This is a genomic window from Haladaptatus paucihalophilus DX253, assembly GCF_000376445.1.
Taxonomy (GTDB): Archaea; Halobacteriota; Halobacteria; order Halobacteriales; family Haladaptataceae; genus Haladaptatus; species Haladaptatus paucihalophilus.
Map to the genome: position 1 here is coordinate 70,595 of NZ_AQXI01000004.1, position 17,294 is coordinate 87,888.

Below are 17,294 nucleotides of genomic sequence, written 5' to 3' on the forward strand. Positions count from 1 at the left end.
TGGTGAGACACAGGGTCGACCGTGGAGTGTCCTACCTCTGACCATCCATGGGAACTGGGAACTCTATGCGAGGTTGAGGACGTCGTTGATGTTGACTGCCCACTTGTTCTTCGAGAGCTGCTTGAGCGCCGGCATTCCAGCGTTTACGAAAGCCTCACGGTCCACCTTATCCGCTGGAACGACGGTGGTGCCTTTCTGCTTGGCTTCCTCGTAGAGACTCGACTCATTGCTCTTGATCTGGTCGGTCATCTTTTCCACGGCGTCACTTGCGGTCGATGTAACGAGGTCGCGGTTGTCGTCACTGAGCCCTTTCATGAACTCCTGATTATAGAGGAAGTGCTTCGTACCGAGTAAATGATTTGTAACGCTGAAGTGGGACTGAACCTCGTAGAGGCTGACCGAAAGGAACTGCGAGATGGGGCCTTCGGAGGCATCGACGACACCCGTTTGGAGTGCCGAATAGAGTTCGTCGTACGCAACCGGAGTGACATCCGCTCCGATTTCGCCCCAGACTTTGGTCCACGTGTCGTACTGTGGAAGACGAAGCTTCATGCCCTGTACGTCTTTCGGGGTCTTCACCGTGGAATTACTAGTGAAGCCACGATTGCCAACATAGAACGCATCACCCAGTTGGACGCCGTTCTTTTTGAGAATCCCGTTCAGACCGTCGTCCGGCTTCAGGTACTTGTCCGTGACCGCCCGGTAGTGGTCCATATCTTTGATAACGAATGGGTCACCAGCAAAGGAATACTTGGACGCCCACCGCTGTGCGAGGGCAGTCGGACTCTCGTGGAGGATATCGACAGTCCCACTCTCGAGAGCGTCGAGGTTGTCCTCTGTCCCGCCGAGTGAGCCAGCCTTCAGGTCGACCGAAATTCTTCCGTCTGATTTCTTCTCGAGGGGCTTGATGAAGTGTTTCTTGGCGGCCTTCACCGAGACATTCTCCGGTGGCTGAGTCGTAGCGAACGTAATCGTTAGCTTCTCACCGTCCGATTTCGAGTTCGACTTCCCGTTGTTATTATTCGAATCATTATTACCAGTACAGCCTGCGAGACCTGCTATCCCGATACTGAGGGCTGCACCGCTCTTTTTTAATAGGCTCCGCCGAGATTGCGCCGTCTGGTCGCGAACCATACTACTCCGACCTTACCAATCAATAATAAAAGTTGTGGTGCCCAAGTAAGAACGACACGTCAAATGGGTCAGTTATCCGGCCGCGGATCCCACTCTCGCTCGACGAGAAAGTCGTCGAGTTTCTGCTTCGGGTTTTCGAAGACGTTCGACCCATGGAAGACGAGGACGGTATCGAAGTCGTACTGTAGCAGGTCGTAGAGATTGATCTCCGCGGCCTTGTGATCATCGTTGAACAAGGCGGGCGGCGGGAGGAGATAGCCCGCAGGCAATCCGGCGCGGTCGGCACCGTCGAGCGCATCACCCGAGATGAGGATGTTGCGGTCGCGGAGGAGCAATGCAGACGTCGCCTTCGTGTGGCCGGGTATTTGAATGACCTCGATATTTCCGTCGAGGACGTCGCCATCATTGAAACGATGGTCCGGTTCGTAGTCGATTGCTTCGTAGAGTTTGGTTTCGTCATCGGCCGCGAGGAACTCCGGTTCGAACGCCTCCATGACAGACGGGAGGCCGCCGTGGTGCCCGTGGTCACCGTGGGTAAGGATCACACGATCTATCGTTCCAAATTCTTCACGAATCGTCTCGACGAGTTCCTCACCGTTCTCGTCGAACCCGGTGTCGATGAGAGTCGTCTTACCCTCGGGGACGTCCTCGAGGATGTACACTCGGACATGTTCGAACTGTACCTTGTAGATGCCGTCAGTTACCTCTTCAGCAGTCATTCCGGTGGAATAGTCGAGCAGCGTATTGGATAAATCTACCGAAAAACAGGGTACAACGCCTATCCTTAGGCGATCTGCTGCGCACACGAAACTATCTAACCGATGCCGAGGCTGGATTTCAACATAGTCGAAGTTTTCGGAGGCCTTATCACGACGCTCTTCCTTTGAGAAAGTATGACACGGGAGAACGACGACGGGCCTCGGAGGCTGAAAAGCGTCAAGCAGGCCTTCGATATGATCGAATATCTGCGGACAGATGGGCCAGCGACGCTCTCGGACGTCGCGCAGGCGCTGGATATGCCGATGAGCACGGCGCACATTCACCTAGCAACACTCGTGGATAGCGGCTACGTGGTGAAGTCGGATGGCAAGTATCAGTGTAGTCTTCTCTTTCTCAGGACCGGCGGGGAACTCCGTGATGAGATGCCACTCTTCCAGGCGGCAAAGAACGAAGTCGACGATCTCCAAGAGAAACTCGGCGAAATAGCCAACCTCGCGACTATCGAGAATGGATATATGGTGCAACTGTACAAGTCCGAGAACGCTGAGTCGATCGACGACAACGCTCCGCTCGGTGATCATTTCTATATGCACACGACGGCGACGGGGAAGTCGATGCTTGCTCATCTTCCTCAAGAGGAACGTGAAGATATTCTCGAACGTCGTGGACTCCCGCGGTCGACGGAGGGAACCATCGATGACCACGAGGAGTTGATGGCCGATCTTGAGACGATCCGTGAACGGGGATACTCCATCAATCGCGGCGAGCACTTCGGCGGTGTCTGTGCGGCAGCCGTTCCAATAATGTCGAAGAATCACTCGGTACTTGGTGCTATCAGCCTCAGTGGGCCGATTAGCCGAATGAGCGACGAGCGAATTGAAGACGAGATTGCGCCCGAACTGTTCGATAAGAAGAACATCATCGAGCTAAAACTCAAGCAGTATTAGCTCACCACCGTCTAGGATTACAAACATAGTTGTGTAATGGATATCCGGGCTTGTCTTTACACTGATACCACTGTCACGGTAAGGATCTCTCGGTAGCGTAGTTCAATAATATTGAAGATCTGAATCGACCTATCAATGGAGTAGGGTCTTTCGAATAGACACAGAAAGACTGTTAGAGAGGAATATGCCCGTGTTGTGAAACGCAGCTCTAGAAGGGCGACAAAAAGATATTTAACGCTACTTGTACATCTCCCTATCGATGAGTACGCAACGAGTTCTAGTCACCGGACCGTACGGTGAGGCCGGGGAGGCGATTATGAGCTACCTCCTCGAAAAGGAGGACTATGAGTTCACCTTCCTCGACCAGAACGACCACCCAGAGTACGACACGCACGTCGCTGACATCTCTGACTACGAGGCGATCCGACCCGCGTTCGATGATCAAGATGCCGTAATCCATCTTGCTGCCCAATCAGACGCAGGCGCCGACTTTGAAGGAATCATCGAGCCAAATATCGTCGGCACCTACAACGTCTTGCAAGCGATGAAAGAAGCTGATGTTCCAAAGCTCGTCTTCGCCTCTTCACAGCGCGCGATGGGGCTCTACGAGGAGGAACACGAACCCGCACTCTACGAAGAGGACTACCCGAGCGAGTACGATCCGCTCCGACTCACCCACGAAACCCTCCCGAAGCCGGATGGTTACTACGGTGCATCGAAGGTGTTCGGCGAACACATCTGTCAGATTCACGCCCGTCGGGGTGGTTCACCCGAACAGGTTTACGCACTTCGAATCTCCAGCGTACGTACGGAGGCTTACGACCATCCGTACGGGGATGCCGAACGTGGCGTCGAACGGGGAGATGAGGATACGGTAGAGGAAGGGGAGGTCTGGGACCAGTCTCAGACCGGCTCTTGGGAGCGTGGGAGCAAGGAGTACGAGCAAATGGTGAAGCGACTGAAAGCGACTTGGACCTCCCAGCGTGATTTCGCACATCTCCTTGAATGCTGCCTACAGGACGACACAGTGACGTATGACACGTTCTACGCAGTCAGTGACAACGCCGCCCGCTGGTTCGGCACCGAACACGCGAAGGCAGTCCTCGGCTACGAACCTCAGGACGATGCGTCCGAATGGGACAGCCCACCGAACACAATCCAGACCCCAAACTAAATGGAACCCCAATCCAGCAAACCGGTAGGTGAGACGATGAAAGCCATCGTTCAGACTGGTCGTGAAGAGGTGGAAGTCCAAGAAGTAAAACGGCAGAGTCCAAGCGCCGACGAGGTTTTAGTTCGCGTCAAGTACGCTGGCGTCTGTGGCAGCGACGTCCACGCATATCTACAAATGGATGGCTTCGAGTGGGTGAAGATGCCGCGCGTGATGGGACACGAGTACGCGGGTACGGTCGTCGAAACCGGCGAGAATGTCACCCGTTTTTCGGTCGGTGAGACGGTGGTCGAAATCCCGATCCATCCCTGTGGAGAGTGTCACCAGTGCGAGATTGGTGAGGAGAACGTCTGTCAGAATACGACGCTCGTCGGGATGGAGACCGACGGTGCTTACTCGGAGTACACGACTGTCGACGCGAACCAGCTCATCGCGATTCCCGATGCGATTGAAACACGCCACGCAGCAGTTACAGAGCCCCTCGCGATTGCAGCGCGAGCAGCCTATGAGCGGGCGGACGTTACTCCTGGAGATTCCATCCTCGTCCAAGGACCAGGGCCGATCGGTATGCTGATCGCCGCTCTGCTCGACTCACTTGGAGCACATGTTATCGTCTCCGGACTCGGAAAAGATACGAAATACCGTCTACCGCTCGCCAAAGAACTCGGGATAGAGACCGTCGATATCAGCGAGACGGACCTTGGTGAGTACATTGAGAGGGAGACCGATAGTATTGGCGTCGACACCGTGTTCGACACGACCGGCCACAAAAGTGGGGTTGAGACAGCTGTCGACTACGCGCGAAAAGGCGGTGAGGTAATTGTCGTCGGCCTCCCCGGGGAGTCGAGTGAATTGTTTTTCTCACCGATCGTCCGCGGTGAACTTGATATCAAGACCTCCTACGGAGCGACTCGGGAGAATTACAAGCAGGCGGTGAACGTGCTTGAGGTCGGTGCTATCGACGTGGAAACTATCATCGACACCAGTTACGAAAGCGACGGGCCTGCGTCAGCGTTCGAGGACTTCCTTGCTGGACAAACCTGCAAGCCGATGTTCTCGTTCCAATAGTCAGATGGATCACCGACCGCTTTGGAATGCTCATTCGTGTTCTGCCACATCGAAGACGACCTTTGCCGATCCACATACAACCACTTCTGTAAGGCCAATAGACAGAATTCTAGGATAGTGTATTGGCTCATTCTCGGCTGTAAATAGCAATATAGGGTCAGTTACGGATGATGGGTCACAAAGACCGATAGTTTAAGGTACGGCAATTACATTGTGAGAAGTGTGCATACCGTAGAGCCAGAGATCGAACGACCTGATAGTGAAGTCGTTGAAGGTTTCGAGGGAATTCCCAGCTCTGTTGCGTCGGACGTGACGGGGAACGTGCGCTTCGCGATGGACTCCGGCATCAAGCCAGTATACGACGGAGCAACACTCGTGGGGACTGCAGTGACAGTAAAGGCAGAGCCAGGTGACAACCTCATCATCCACAAAGCGATCACGATGGCGGAACCAGGCGACGTACTCGTCATCGATGCAAATGGCTACGTCGAAACTGCCCACCTCGGCGAACTCATGTGCGCCTCTTGTAAGGCGAACGACCTCGCCGGCATCATCATCGACGGTGCGATCCGCGATAGCGCAGACATCAAGGAGATGGAGTTTCCCGTGTACGCTCGGGGGATCCACCCACAGGGTCCGCTGAAGCAGAGCCCTGGGTCGATTAATGTTACCATAACATGTGGTAAAGTGTCAGTCGATCCTGGAGATATCATCGTCGGTGACGATGACGGTATTACGGTTGTTCCCGGTGAAAATGCAGAGAAAGTACTCAAAGACGCTCGTGAGAAATTTGCCGCCGAAGGTGACACACGTGAACTCGTCGAGGATGGTGCGTACCTCTACGAAGCTAAAGGATACAACAAGCTATACGAGGATATGGACGTCGTCGGCCCCGAAGATTCCGTCCAATAACACTTCAAACCGGTGTACAGGGTTGGTTGAGGAAACCAGTACCACGACCGATCTGGAGATTGAGCCGGACACTCGCTTGAGTTGGGTGACTCATCGAATATGTGGGCGGCGATAGTCTCATCTTAGGCGTCGATATACGTGCTGCTCACGTACTCGATTAACTCTCCTTCTGTCGAAACATATGTGCCGAAACGACCGAGTCCTTTTCCATTCTGTGTCAACGATCCTCTGATATGGATGGGACTCTTTTAGAGCCCTCGAAAAGCAGCTCAAGGATACAAACGCACGACGAAGACAACGAATTGCAGATCAACGTTGAACCCATCCACCGAGAAAAACGCTAGTCGGAAAAATTAACAGCAGTCCTCAAGGAACGCGCTTTCCCTTCTCTAGATTCTGCAGGGGTCACAGCGCAAGTAGACGTAGTGGTGATCGCCGGGTCGGCCAGTTGGAGCGCGTGATGTGGACCGAAGATTCGGTTGGAGCGTTGTCATTATGCTCCCACCGTCCAAGTTATTCGCCGCGAGGTGGATGCAACCGGTATCAGCGTGACAGAGTCAGCGTGTTTCGAGACTTCGTGGTTGCCGTATTCGTAGTTCTCATCATAGTCGCTCCCCCGAAAACGCTTCCGACAAGTCTCGCACATAGATTTAGTTGGTATCCCCGTACCCGTCCACTTCCGCTTAGTATAATATGCGGCAGTGTCCGAGTTGCCACCGATTTCAGTGTAATCCAGAGCTTGAGGCCCCATACCTGTCGAAATTGATTATTTTGAACTTCATAAATCGTATAACGATTTATTAAATCTGGGGACTGGAAGATGAGATTACATAGGCGATAAGCACCCCGGAATGCACGAATTCAACAGGGTCAAAACCGCGTTCGCCGTCATAATCGGCGCATGCTCGTCTCGCTAGTCAACTCAACCCGGACGAGTAAGTCGACCGTGCGCCAGATCGAGAACGTCAAACAGGAAAGGCGAAGTAGAAGGATTGCAAGACCGAGTTCTCGTGTGTCAGTCACGCGTTCGAGCAGACCCACGTCGGTGAGTCGGTTCGAGGACGGAACGTAAGGAGAGACCGTTTCGAATCCAACATGGGTCGTACACTACCACATGTACGCTTACAAGCGATCTAGAAGAAAAATATTTAAAATTTACATATTGTCGTAGTCGGCACTGTCTAGATAAGGACGAGCTGGTTGAAGAGTTAGTGACACATGCTACTCTCAAACCTGCTCAAAAAGAGTTTAGAGACGGCTACACTTGAATGCTGGGAGCGTAAGCGGACGAGACGCGGAGCGTCTCGTTCGCATACCAGAGATCTCCGATTTTTGGGGGCATTGACGAATCGCAAAGCGATTCGTTCGCCAACCAGAAGTCAAAGGCTTCTGGTGACGCCCGTCAGAGCGTTCGCCGTCCGGCTCCATACGACCGGTTGTTCACTCAGAGAAACAAAAGCTATTCTTGCACTTATCGACGTAAATCGATCGCATCAAGCGATTTTTCAATGTATTTATCGGATATATTATATAGTTTCCGACCCGCCGTCGGCATCGCCGACGCGGGTCGCGGTCGACGAAACCGCTGTCAAATTCAACGGCAGCCAGTCTTGGGCATACGCTGCAATAGATACCGAAACAAAACTGTTGCTCGATGTCAAAGTGTTTGATCGGCATGGGACTGATCAAGCGGCTGCGTTTCTGTCTGGAATGGCCGAGAAACACAATCTCTCTAACTCTGTGTTTCTCGTTGATGGCTACGGTTATCGGACTGCCCTCTTTCGAATTGGGTTGAGCGGTCACCTTGACTATACCGAGCGAAATCTCATCGAAAAATGGTTTCACACGCTCAAACAGCGCAATGACCGATTTCATACGTCGTGGACGGGCAGTCGGCTGAGCGTCCAGCAGTGTCTTGAACAGCTTGTACATTACTATGGCTGTCAGAGATTACACCAATCGCTCGACAATTGAACACCTGTGGAGGAGGAGCTAAACTAGACAGTACCCCAGCAAACCATGTTTCAACAGACAGTCAGCAACGGTGTAGAGAGCGTTCTCAACAAGCCAATGTACCAGAATCTCGGAATTGTTTCGGTGCGAACCCAGTACGGTGGCACCGCTCCCATTTCGAACCCCGAAGCAGTCATCATCACTGTCAGTGCACCGAATTCATCGTATCGCGCACTCTCACGACAACTTGAGCGCCGAATCGAAGTGTCAACCGGTGATGACGTTCGCGTGGACGTTCAGTTCTCAGCATGACAGCGTTCAAACACCACTATGAGAGGAAGCTGATAACGATATACGCGGTATCCATAGTCCTCGATATCGTGATCCGTCCAGATGGAGGGGGATCAAGAATCGGTATAGCTGTTTGAACCTCTCGGTCTGTAATGGTATGAAAGAATACAATACTGCTCAAAACTCACCGTGATGGTGTCCATGAGCGTTCGCTGGTCGGTGAGATTCGAAATCAGAAGTTGCTGTGATAGAGAAAAAGACTGAAACAGTGGTTAGTTCGTCAGTTCTGTTCGTCCTGTTCGCACGTACGGCCAGCACGGGTATCCGTTGAGGCCGTCACAGTCACTGCCTTCGGTCTTGACATTCGCTTCGCGTTTTATCGACGACTTCCGGAACACGAGAAAGATACACGGGAAGAGAACGCTCTCGAATCAGAATCTGTGCATTTCACACCCCCCAGAAGAACGCGATGCCGAGGACAGTGACGACCGACAGGAGCAACTGTAACGGCGCACCGACGCGGATGAAGTCCGAGAATGTGTAGCCGCCGGGCCCGTAGACGAAGAGGTTCGTCTGATAGCCGACCGGCGTCATGAACGCCGTTGAGGCGGCGAAGGTCACGGCGAGGACGAACGCGAACGCGTTCGCACCGATCGACTGGGCTGCGCCGACCGCGACAGGAATCATCAACACGACGCTCGCGTTGTTACTGATGACGCTCGTCAACAGGCCAGTGGCGACGTAGAACACCCAGAGGACACCGATTACTGGCAAGAACGATGCGGTCGAAGCCACAGCATTTCCCAGCAGCGCTGCCGCCCCCGTCTGCTGGAGCGCGATACCGAGGGGAATGACGCCAGCGAGGAGGAAGATCACGTTCCACTCGACTGATGAGTAGAGTTCGGTGGGCTTGAGGACACCGGTGAAGATCATCGCCACGACCCCTGCTAACGCAGAGACGACAATCGGCAGGATGTTCAGTGCCGGGAGGGCGACGACGCCGGCGATGATTCCGACCGCGAACGGAATCTTCTCGCTCCGGTAGGTCACCTCGTCGAACTCGTGGGCGACGATGAAGTCCTGATTCTCAACGAGGCGGGTGAGGCTATCGGGCGGTGCCTGTACGAGGAGCGTGTCACCGACTCGGATACGAATGTCCTCGAATCGGTCCCGGACGACGTCGCCACGGGTTCGGAAGGCAAGGACGTTCGCGTCGTAGCGTTGCCGGAAGGTCGAACTCGCGAGGGTCTCGCCGACTAGGAACGACCCCGACGGGATGACGACTTCGACGAGGACCGGTTCTTCCTCATCGGGATGCAGATCGTCTTCGGTGCGGGGACCACCCGATAAGATTAGGCCTTCCGCGTCCCTGATGTATTCGAGTGTCTCCCGGTTCGTCCTGAGCCGGAGCGTGTCGCTCTCGCGGATCTCCTTGCGAGCGAGCGGTTCTGAAAAGTGCTCGCCGTCTCGGAGCAGTTGTAACACGTCGATGTCGAGTTCGTCGTCTCCCAGTGCCTCCTCGACCGTCTTTCCGATCAATGACGAGTTCGCCGGAACGACGACGTCTGCGAGGTACTCCTGGAGGGCGTACTCCTCGACAAAGTCCTCGTCAGCGGGAATCCGTTTGGGGAGCAGTCGAACGCCGACCGTCATCAGATAGAGGGACCCGACCGCGAACACGATGATACCGAGTTTGGTGAATTCGAACATCCCGAACGCGTGGAGACCGAGCTCGGGAGAATCCGCCCCGAGTTGGGCTGTGATATCGCTTGCGAGGATGTTCGTCGACGTTCCGATGAGCGTCAACGTGCCGCCGAGCATCGAGGCGAACGACAGCGGCATGAGCAGCTTCGATGGCGAAGTCTTCCCGTTGTGTGCGAGGTCGTTAATCACCGGGACCAGAATCGCGACGACCGGCGTGTTGTTGATCAGTCCCGAGATGGGTCCGGTGATGCCAATCGTCGCCGTGAGTTGCTTGCGTCGGTTGGTCCCCGCGAACGCGGCCATCTTCCGACCGAGCAACTGGACGAGGCCGGTTCGGTTGATCCCGGTACTCAGGATGAGCATCGCCAGGACGGTGATAGTGGCCGGATTTGCAAATCCCGAGATTCCCTCCCGAGGCGAGATCTGCGTCCACGGTTCGAGTACGATCAACAGCACCATCACCAAAATCGCGGTGACATCGATAGGGTACCACTCTGTGGCGAACAACACGAGTGCGAGCAGAATAATTGTAAAAACGACGAGCATCCCGGCCGTTACGGACGGGGAGCCAAGGCCCTGGACTGCCAACGAAACGTTAGAGAAGACCACACTAAATAGAGACGCTGACGCGGGATAAGAACTGGTATGTACACCAGCGAATTGATCAGGGTGCCACTCCATGAATTGCCCAGGGGTGAAGTCCCGAGGCACCCGCCTCGGTCCTCTGTAGAAACGGGCAGTTCGCTCAGAGACCAACCATCCTACGAACGGTTATCTGCTTGTCGGTCACATTCTAAACTAAAGGGTAGGATTTTTCAAACGCGTCGGAAGGTAGGTTGAGCAGTTTAAGCAGACGGCCACTGAGACCGCTACGCAACATTCAAACTACCAAAGTGAAGCGTGTGAAGCACGCTATTATTCCCAGCACGAACAGTGCCCGGAGTGCGGGGCAGAGTCTTTCGTTTCGATAAATCCTGAGGAGTGAAACCCTGGGTCCCCAGTCGGTCCGAATAGCGAAAGTGTCGTAAGATTGCCTTCTTGTTCGAACACTCCAACTCGTTACGAGTACTAAGTATAGATACTGTATCCGCAGTTCACGTCCGTAGCGGACCGACGGAACCAGGATCGTTCTGATAGAACAGTGATGGAATCCTTCTTTACCTCGCTCTTCTATCTACCTTGTAGTGGTTGATGCTCTTAGAACGTTCGCCGACTATGACTCCTTCGCTCGTGAGTGGCACTCAGAGACGCTCAAAGACCGCGATGTGACCCTAGAGGTGGCCCGAAAGCGAGGTCTCCTCAACGAACAAGACACACGCCGGCTGTGGCAATTGCTGGGGCTCCTGGACGAGGATGACGTGTTCATCCAGCTTCCGGAGTGGATCGCCGAAGAGAAGACGAACGACGTGCAGGGAAGTCTAGCCACAACATTTGTCGGATATCTCTCCCGGGAAACTGAAGACGCAGTTCTCTTCAAAGAATCGTCACCGGCTCATCGTCTCATGCAGATCGCACACAAGATACAGTCACTCGAAAACAGGGTCCAGAATACTGCAGTCGATAGCGACCGCCGAAAGCGGTTGACTGACAAGCTAGAGGAAGAGCATCGGAGATTCGAGACACGGGACGATATCCCGTATCTCTCTGACGAGTGGCTTCCGAAGTCCCAACTCATCACGGTCATTCGTCGGAGCGAGTAGTCATTCGAGGCCAATGACGTCCTCCCCGGCGTGAACGCCGAGGTTCCTCGCGCTGGGGGCGTTTCATTTCTGTTCCGAACTGGACTCAGACGCTACTCGTCGTCCGTCCCCTGTCCAGCCTGTGTCTCTTGAATCACGAGTCGTTCGATTCGAGTATCATCGACAGCCTCGACCTGAAGGAGGTACCCGGTCTCTTCGATCTGATCGCCCACTTCAGGAACTCGGCCGAGGCGACTGAAGACCAACCCACCGATCGTCTCGACATCGTCGCTCTCGAATCGAGAATCGAGCCGGTCGTTCACGTCCTGAATGGGGACCCCTCCGTCGACAACGTACGCTCCGTCGTTTCTCTTCTCGATCGACGGCTCCTGAGCACCCGTATCGAATTCGTCCTGGATATCGCCCACGATCTCTTCGAGGATATCCTCGATGGTCACGATACCCTCGAAGACGCCCCACTCGTCGACGACGACAGCCATCTGGCCTTCCCCACGCGTCTGAAAGTCTGCGAGGATCGCGTCGATCCGACGCGTTTCCGGGACCGTGAGGACTGCTCGTGCGAGCTCACGCGCTGTGACCGTGCTGTCCTGCTCCGTCTCGGCTTCGTTCGCTCGCAGGATGTCCTTGGCGTGGACGAATCCAAGCGGTTGATTCCCGTCCTCGTCGAGCACGAGGTAGCGCGTGTAGGTCCCCGTCGCGGCGACAGACCGGAGGTCCGGGAGCGACATCGAAGCGGGCACGGTTTCTACGTCTGGACGCGGAACCATGACCTCGCGGGCGACCGTATCCCCGAGTTCGAAGACGCTCTCGATCATCTCGACTTCGTCGAGGTCGATATGTCCCGTCTCCTCCGAGCGGGTGAGGATCATCCGAATCTCAGATTCGGTGTGGGTTTCCTCGCTCTCGGACGCGGGGGAGACACCAGCGAGGCGGGTGAAGTAGTTGGCCGTCCCGTTGAAGACGATGATGCCGGGCACGAACACGTAGTAAAAGAACTTCATGAGTGGGGCGACGAGGAGGGAGATACGTGTAGCTTCCTGGATGGCGAACGTCTTCGGCGCGAGTTCGCCGAACACCACGTGGAGAAACGTGATGAATCCGAATCCGAGGACGAACGCGACGAGGTGAACCGTTCCCGTAGGAAGCAACTGGCCGAGGACCGGTTCGATGAGCGTTGCCACAGCCGGTTCACCGATCCAACCGAGGCCGAGTGAGGAGAGCGTGATGCCGAGTTGACTGACCGCCAGATAGTCATCCAAGTTCTGAACGACATCCTGCACGAGCGCTGCCCCCGGTTTGCCGCGTTCGACGAGTGCAGTCACCTGGGTTGGCCGAACTTTGACGAATGCGAACTCCGCAGCTACGAAGACCCCGTTCATGATGACGAGGAAGAAGGCGAGAAGCACCCCGCCCAGGGAGAGGAAGTCTACCATGCGGAACTGTAGTTGTATCGACACGTGTCAACGATGGACGTCCGGCGAGACCGGCGGCCACGCAGCAACCGTGTTCGTCTCCGCTGCACGACACACTCATGTGGAGTCGCCTTAGGGCAGTCAGGCGGAGCCGATTCCGGTCGAGTCGGTCGCGACATCAGTCCTCGAACCCAGCGTCGTCGTCTCGTTCGAGGGTGATGGTCAATTCCCCCGACGTCGGCTGTTTCGCTGCGTCTCGGAGCGTCTGAAACTCATCCAGGAGCTCGTGGGCATCGTCTGTACCTTCACGGACGCTCCGTGATTCTTCCCGGATCGTATCGTAGATTCGTTCCAGAATGCGGTGAGCGGCGTACGAATCCGTCTTCGAGTCTATCTTGAACGAGGCCTCATAGCGAGACATACGCGCCATTGGGGCTCCAGTCGGATAAGGTGGTTCCCGACTTCGAGAAATCGAACTCACTGCCGTTGCACGTTCTACTTCAGTTATCAAACCAATTACGCACCTTGAAACGCGTCAAAATCCCAAAATAGAGACTACTTTTCCCAATCGTTCGGAGCAGTCGAATTCGACCACCGAAATCACCGCCAGTTGGCACGCTGAATATGTGGCACGAATGTACAATGACTGACTTAAGAGTGCCGGGGGAGTCTATTATGTTCTAAGAGGCAGTGAGTAACTGCTTCGCTGGATAATCGATATCTAGAATCAGAAAGTGACGCTGTCGCTTTCTATCGAAACCAAATACTTCACTACCAGACCGATAAGGGAAAATGAGTGGAGACGTATAATGGAACATGATGCGCCACTCGCTCAGTGTAATCCGGAAGTAACTCTTGTCTCGAAGTAACTCGCCATAGTTGAGAACCCGATCAAGGAACCAAAGGGAGATGACCGACCACGATGATGATTCACTGCCGGACGGGTTCAGCGATGTGCTTCACACACGTTTTTCGAGCGACAACCCGCCAAGTGAGGCAATTGGCCGAGCACTCGCAGTAGTCGAGGGGGTTGTACCAACGGAGCTTTCGTTACTGTCAGAGTCGGTTGATCCGGAAGCACTCGATGCACTGTTCGGGACGCCGATCATTGGTCAAGAAGATAGAGGTGTGACAGTCGAGTTTTCTGTCTCTGATAATCACGTGATCATCAGGAGTGACGGGAGTATTACTATCCTCGTTGGAACGGACGAAGAATGAGTAGAGACGAGACGAACGTTCCGCTTCAAATCGATTTTCACCGTTGTACTCACAAAGTGGAGATATCCGGCTAGAAGCGGTTAGTCACACGAACGGACGAAATATGCTTCCCCGAGGGCGGCGACCCGGGCGATTTCTTTTCCGCTTAGTTGAATCCATTGATGAGTGAGTTCAAACATACCCACCACTTAACCGTCCGGTGATGAATAGTATGTACAGAACGAAATCACGCTCTGTCTGTATCAATTGTCTCTGGTAACGGATCAACACGAAACACATAGTCTGCATAGACGCCGTCAAGATTCGTGGGACTTTCTTCAGTAGTGTGCCTTCGGCAAAGATTAGCCTCTGCCTCAACACTTCCGTGACCCGTTTCTTCTTGGTAGCGCTCAAGAACGACGAATTTCGCGGGGTCGTCGCACCCACGACGGTGACACTTACGGAATGAGTCCGAATTTTCTTCTCTCTCGTCTCGAGCTTCATCTGCTTCGTTCTGTTCGTCACGTGGTTCAGTTTCGTCCATACGTTCACGCGCCTGCTCAACTTCCCACGCTCGCTGGCGGTTCTCTTCGTCACGGGCTTGCTTGTCTCGGCTCTTTTTGTTGTCCGCCATACCATATCTAGGTGGACGAGAGGGATAACGCTGTGGCCGCCACTTGGAACACCTTCTGCTAGTAATTATCGCGTCCTCGTGCCGAAATAGTGGGAAGGAATTTGCCTACCGAGAGTAGAGCATCGGACGTTTCGCTCTGATCTCTCGCTGTCGCTGTTTCTCTGCGTAGTGTCTCCAGAGACGAAGGTACGTAACAGACTCTCGGAGTTCGATGTTAATTAGCCCAGGTATTTCGTGCTGGGGCTCACCATAGAACTGTTGTTCGTTTGGTGGAGTCGATCGAACCTCATGCTGTGGTTTCCCATACCGGAGAGAATCGATTGTGTCAGTCATTTTGTGTTCCTCGCTGTTGGGGACAACCACTGTTGGTTCCAGTTTTAAGCAGCAGTACTCATCCTTATAGCTTAGTACGTGCTTCGGCACGATGAATTATGTTACCTCTATCTCAGCAGGATTTACTAAAACCACAAGTTAACAATCCACTCGCTTACTGGGACGTTCAGCTCACTTTGGAACCCTGCACGTCCGATTTCGAATAGAAGTACAGTGAGCAACTCCATCCTGTAATCCAGGTATCACCAACTTCGATTGTCGAAAGATCCTGGCGAGCAGCTTTTGGTCATCACTTGGTATTTCAACGAAGACACGATACTCTCGTTTCCATGTGAGATATTCCATCTCCGTGAAAAGAAGCAAACTCTTATCCCCGCAGGAATACTGTTTACTTGAATGGACGATGTCTTCGTCGGGAGTCTCATGTCTTCGCCGGTGTACACTGTAAGTAACGACACGTCACTCCAGAACGCTGGCGAGACGATGCGCGAACACGAGATTGGATCGATAATCGTCGTTGGTGATGACGACCATCTCGAAGGGATCATCACTGCAACTGATTTCATTCATGTCGTCGCAGAAGGCGATCCTGATCCGAATGCAACTGTTGCTTCTGTTATGAGTACAGACGTCATTACAACGACCGCAAGTGAATCGGTTCAAACCGCGGCGGACATAATGATTGAACACGGCTTTGACCATCTCCCGGTCCTCGACGGAGAAGTGGTCATCGGTGTTATCACGACGACTGACCTCACGGCATATCTTTCAACGACAGAGGATCCGAGCCCATCATAGGGGGCATCTAGCAAGCGAATCGTATCACTCGGAACAGTTGGCCTCCGTGTACTGGAAGTAAAGACCGTTACCCGCCGAGCCACCAACCGTACAGTTGCGCGTGTTCCTCTGTGTCCGGATGCTTCTTCGATTGGCCGTAGGTTTTGCCTTTGAGAAGTTGGCGTTCGACCGCGTTCGCGGCGAGGCGAAGTGCATGCGTAGCGCCGTAACCCTCCCCTTTAGCGGTGAAGTAACCACGGTCAGTGACCAGTCGAATCCGTGCCAGCACCAGTGGCACCCCTCGACTCTTTTCTTTGTGCTCGTGCAGTTCGATACTGGCCTTTATCACACTCATCTCGCCATACTTCGAGGTCACGCTGTCGATCAACGCAGAAACGTCATCGTAATCCATCCCATCGAGTAACTCGAGACCGAACACCTGCACGGGACGTCGTTCTTCCTGTTCCCAGGTGAGTGCCTCAACGACGTCCGTCTTTGTGATGATTCCGATCGGTTCGTCCGTCTCGTTAGCCGTGACGACAAGTGAGGAAATCTCCTGATCGAACATCGTTTCGACTACCACATCGAGCGGTGTGTCTCGTTGAACCGTCACAGCTGCATCGGACATCAGGTTCCGCACTGGCAGATCGAGCATCCGGTCGGAAGTACCGTCACGCTCACCAAACCCGCCGCGACCACTAAACTCGTCCGACGAACCACCTTGGCTCTTGTTCCCGCCGCGTGTCGTGAATTCGATGACATCGTACAGACTCAGTATGCCTTCGAGTTCGTCATTGTCGATGACTGGGAGGTGTGCAATACGTCCTTCCCGAAGCGTGTTGAGGGCTTTCCCCATCGTGGTCGTCGGGGTCGCACTGATCAGCGTTGTCGTGTATGCATCGTCAACGGTCACCGCGTCGAGAAACGGGGTCACGGCCTCCAGAACGGCATCTGCGGTCACCACACCATAGACGCGGTCTTCGTCCAGCACTGGGAGCGTCTTGGCGTTACTCCCGATCATGAGTCGTGCGACTTCACGGACATCCTCGGTCCGGTCGACGGTCGGGACGTGTTGCACCCGTGAGCCAACCTTCGCCGAGGGTTGATTGGACGACGAGGCCAGTTGTCGGCGGCTGACGACGCCACGATACTCCTCGCCGTCCGTAACGACGACGGCCTCGAGTTCTTGATTCTCGAACGCACCGGCGACCTTCGAAAGGGGTGCCCCGATATCGAACTCGGTGAACTTTGTTGAAACTATCTCAGAAATGTCCATTGTGTACTCACTACTAGGAGGGTCCGCGGACGCTTATGCTTGCCTCATTTTTTGGTGACACGATG

At 54.2% G+C, this 17,294-nt stretch carries 15 protein-coding genes; 8 read left to right on the forward strand and 7 right to left on the reverse strand.

Annotated elements, in window-relative coordinates; translation table 11 throughout:
* Positions 1-63 precede the first annotated feature (63 nt).
* Both B208_RS0120740 and B208_RS0120745 read right to left on the reverse strand, forming a co-directional pair.
* Positions 64-1,134, reverse strand: coding sequence for a TRAP transporter substrate-binding protein (locus B208_RS0120740; protein ID WP_007975822.1), 1,071 nt, complete (start codon positions 1,132-1,134; stop codon positions 64-66).
* 68 nt (positions 1,135-1,202) lie between these two features.
* Positions 1,203-1,853, reverse strand: coding sequence for an MBL fold metallo-hydrolase (locus tag B208_RS0120745; protein WP_007975824.1), 651 nt, complete (start codon positions 1,851-1,853; stop codon positions 1,203-1,205).
* A gap of 174 nt (positions 1,854-2,027) precedes the next feature.
* Between B208_RS0120745 and B208_RS0120750 the strand changes: the two genes are divergently transcribed.
* From B208_RS0120750 to B208_RS23420, 5 genes are all read left to right on the forward strand, one after another.
* Positions 2,028-2,801, forward strand: coding sequence for an IclR family transcriptional regulator (locus tag B208_RS0120750; protein WP_007975826.1), 774 nt, complete (start codon positions 2,028-2,030; stop codon positions 2,799-2,801).
* A gap of 259 nt (positions 2,802-3,060) precedes the next feature.
* The gene (locus B208_RS0120755) at positions 3,061-3,975 is read left to right on the forward strand and encodes an NAD-dependent epimerase/dehydratase family protein (RefSeq protein ID WP_007975828.1); all 915 of its coding nucleotides are present in this window, start codon (positions 3,061-3,063) and stop codon (positions 3,973-3,975) included.
* Between the two features lie 36 nt (positions 3,976-4,011).
* A complete protein-coding gene (locus tag B208_RS0120760; protein ID WP_026177988.1) occupies positions 4,012-5,040 on the forward strand; it encodes a zinc-dependent alcohol dehydrogenase in 1,029 nt (342 codons plus the stop codon).
* A gap of 222 nt (positions 5,041-5,262) precedes the next feature.
* On the forward strand, positions 5,263-5,952 hold the full coding sequence (locus B208_RS0120765; RefSeq protein WP_007975831.1) for a 4-carboxy-4-hydroxy-2-oxoadipate aldolase/oxaloacetate decarboxylase: 690 nt from the start codon (positions 5,263-5,265) through the stop codon (positions 5,950-5,952).
* Positions 5,953-7,170: 1,218 nt separating this feature from the next.
* Positions 7,171-7,926 (forward strand): IS6 family transposase, encoded by a 756-nt coding sequence (locus B208_RS23420; protein WP_394294985.1) that lies wholly within the window; start codon positions 7,171-7,173, stop codon positions 7,924-7,926.
* Positions 7,927-8,643: 717 nt separating this feature from the next.
* Here B208_RS23420 and B208_RS0120780 read toward each other — a convergent pair.
* On the reverse strand, positions 8,644-10,446 hold the full coding sequence (locus tag B208_RS0120780; protein ID WP_018129115.1) for an SLC13 family permease: 1,803 nt from the start codon (positions 10,444-10,446) through the stop codon (positions 8,644-8,646).
* Between the two features lie 638 nt (positions 10,447-11,084).
* On the opposite strand from B208_RS0120780, the gene B208_RS0120785 reads away from it, so the two are divergent.
* Positions 11,085-11,600 (forward strand): hypothetical protein, encoded by a 516-nt coding sequence (locus B208_RS0120785; protein WP_007975836.1) that lies wholly within the window; start codon positions 11,085-11,087, stop codon positions 11,598-11,600.
* A 92-nt stretch (positions 11,601-11,692) separates the two neighbouring features.
* Here B208_RS0120785 and B208_RS0120790 read toward each other — a convergent pair whose 3' ends face one another.
* Both B208_RS0120790 and B208_RS0120795 read right to left on the reverse strand, forming a co-directional pair.
* A complete protein-coding gene (locus B208_RS0120790) occupies positions 11,693-13,033 on the reverse strand; it encodes a hemolysin family protein (RefSeq protein WP_007975838.1) in 1,341 nt (446 codons plus the stop codon).
* Between the two features lie 157 nt (positions 13,034-13,190).
* Positions 13,191-13,433, reverse strand: a complete 243-nt coding sequence (locus B208_RS0120795) for a hypothetical protein (RefSeq protein ID WP_026177989.1) — start codon at positions 13,431-13,433, stop codon at positions 13,191-13,193.
* Positions 13,434-13,921: 488 nt separating this feature from the next.
* Between B208_RS0120795 and B208_RS0120800 the strand changes: the two genes are divergently transcribed.
* Positions 13,922-14,230 carry a HalOD1 output domain-containing protein gene (locus B208_RS0120800; protein WP_007975842.1) on the forward strand — a complete coding sequence of 103 codons (309 nt, stop codon included), beginning with the start codon at positions 13,922-13,924 and terminating at the stop codon, positions 14,228-14,230.
* Between the two features lie 226 nt (positions 14,231-14,456).
* Here B208_RS0120800 and B208_RS0120805 read toward each other — a convergent pair whose 3' ends face one another.
* Complete coding sequence (locus tag B208_RS0120805) at positions 14,457-14,843, reverse strand: hypothetical protein (RefSeq protein ID WP_073096707.1); 387 nt, start codon at positions 14,841-14,843, stop codon at positions 14,457-14,459.
* A gap of 729 nt (positions 14,844-15,572) precedes the next feature.
* On the opposite strand from B208_RS0120805, the gene B208_RS0120810 reads away from it, so the two are divergent.
* On the forward strand, positions 15,573-15,974 hold the full coding sequence (locus B208_RS0120810) for a CBS domain-containing protein (RefSeq protein WP_007975844.1): 402 nt from the start codon (positions 15,573-15,575) through the stop codon (positions 15,972-15,974).
* 67 nt (positions 15,975-16,041) lie between these two features.
* Here the strand turns inward: B208_RS0120810 and B208_RS0120815 are convergent, their stop codons facing one another.
* Complete coding sequence (locus B208_RS0120815) at positions 16,042-17,229, reverse strand: CBS domain-containing protein (protein WP_007975845.1); 1,188 nt, start codon at positions 17,227-17,229, stop codon at positions 16,042-16,044.
* Positions 17,230-17,294: the final 65 nt, after the last annotated feature.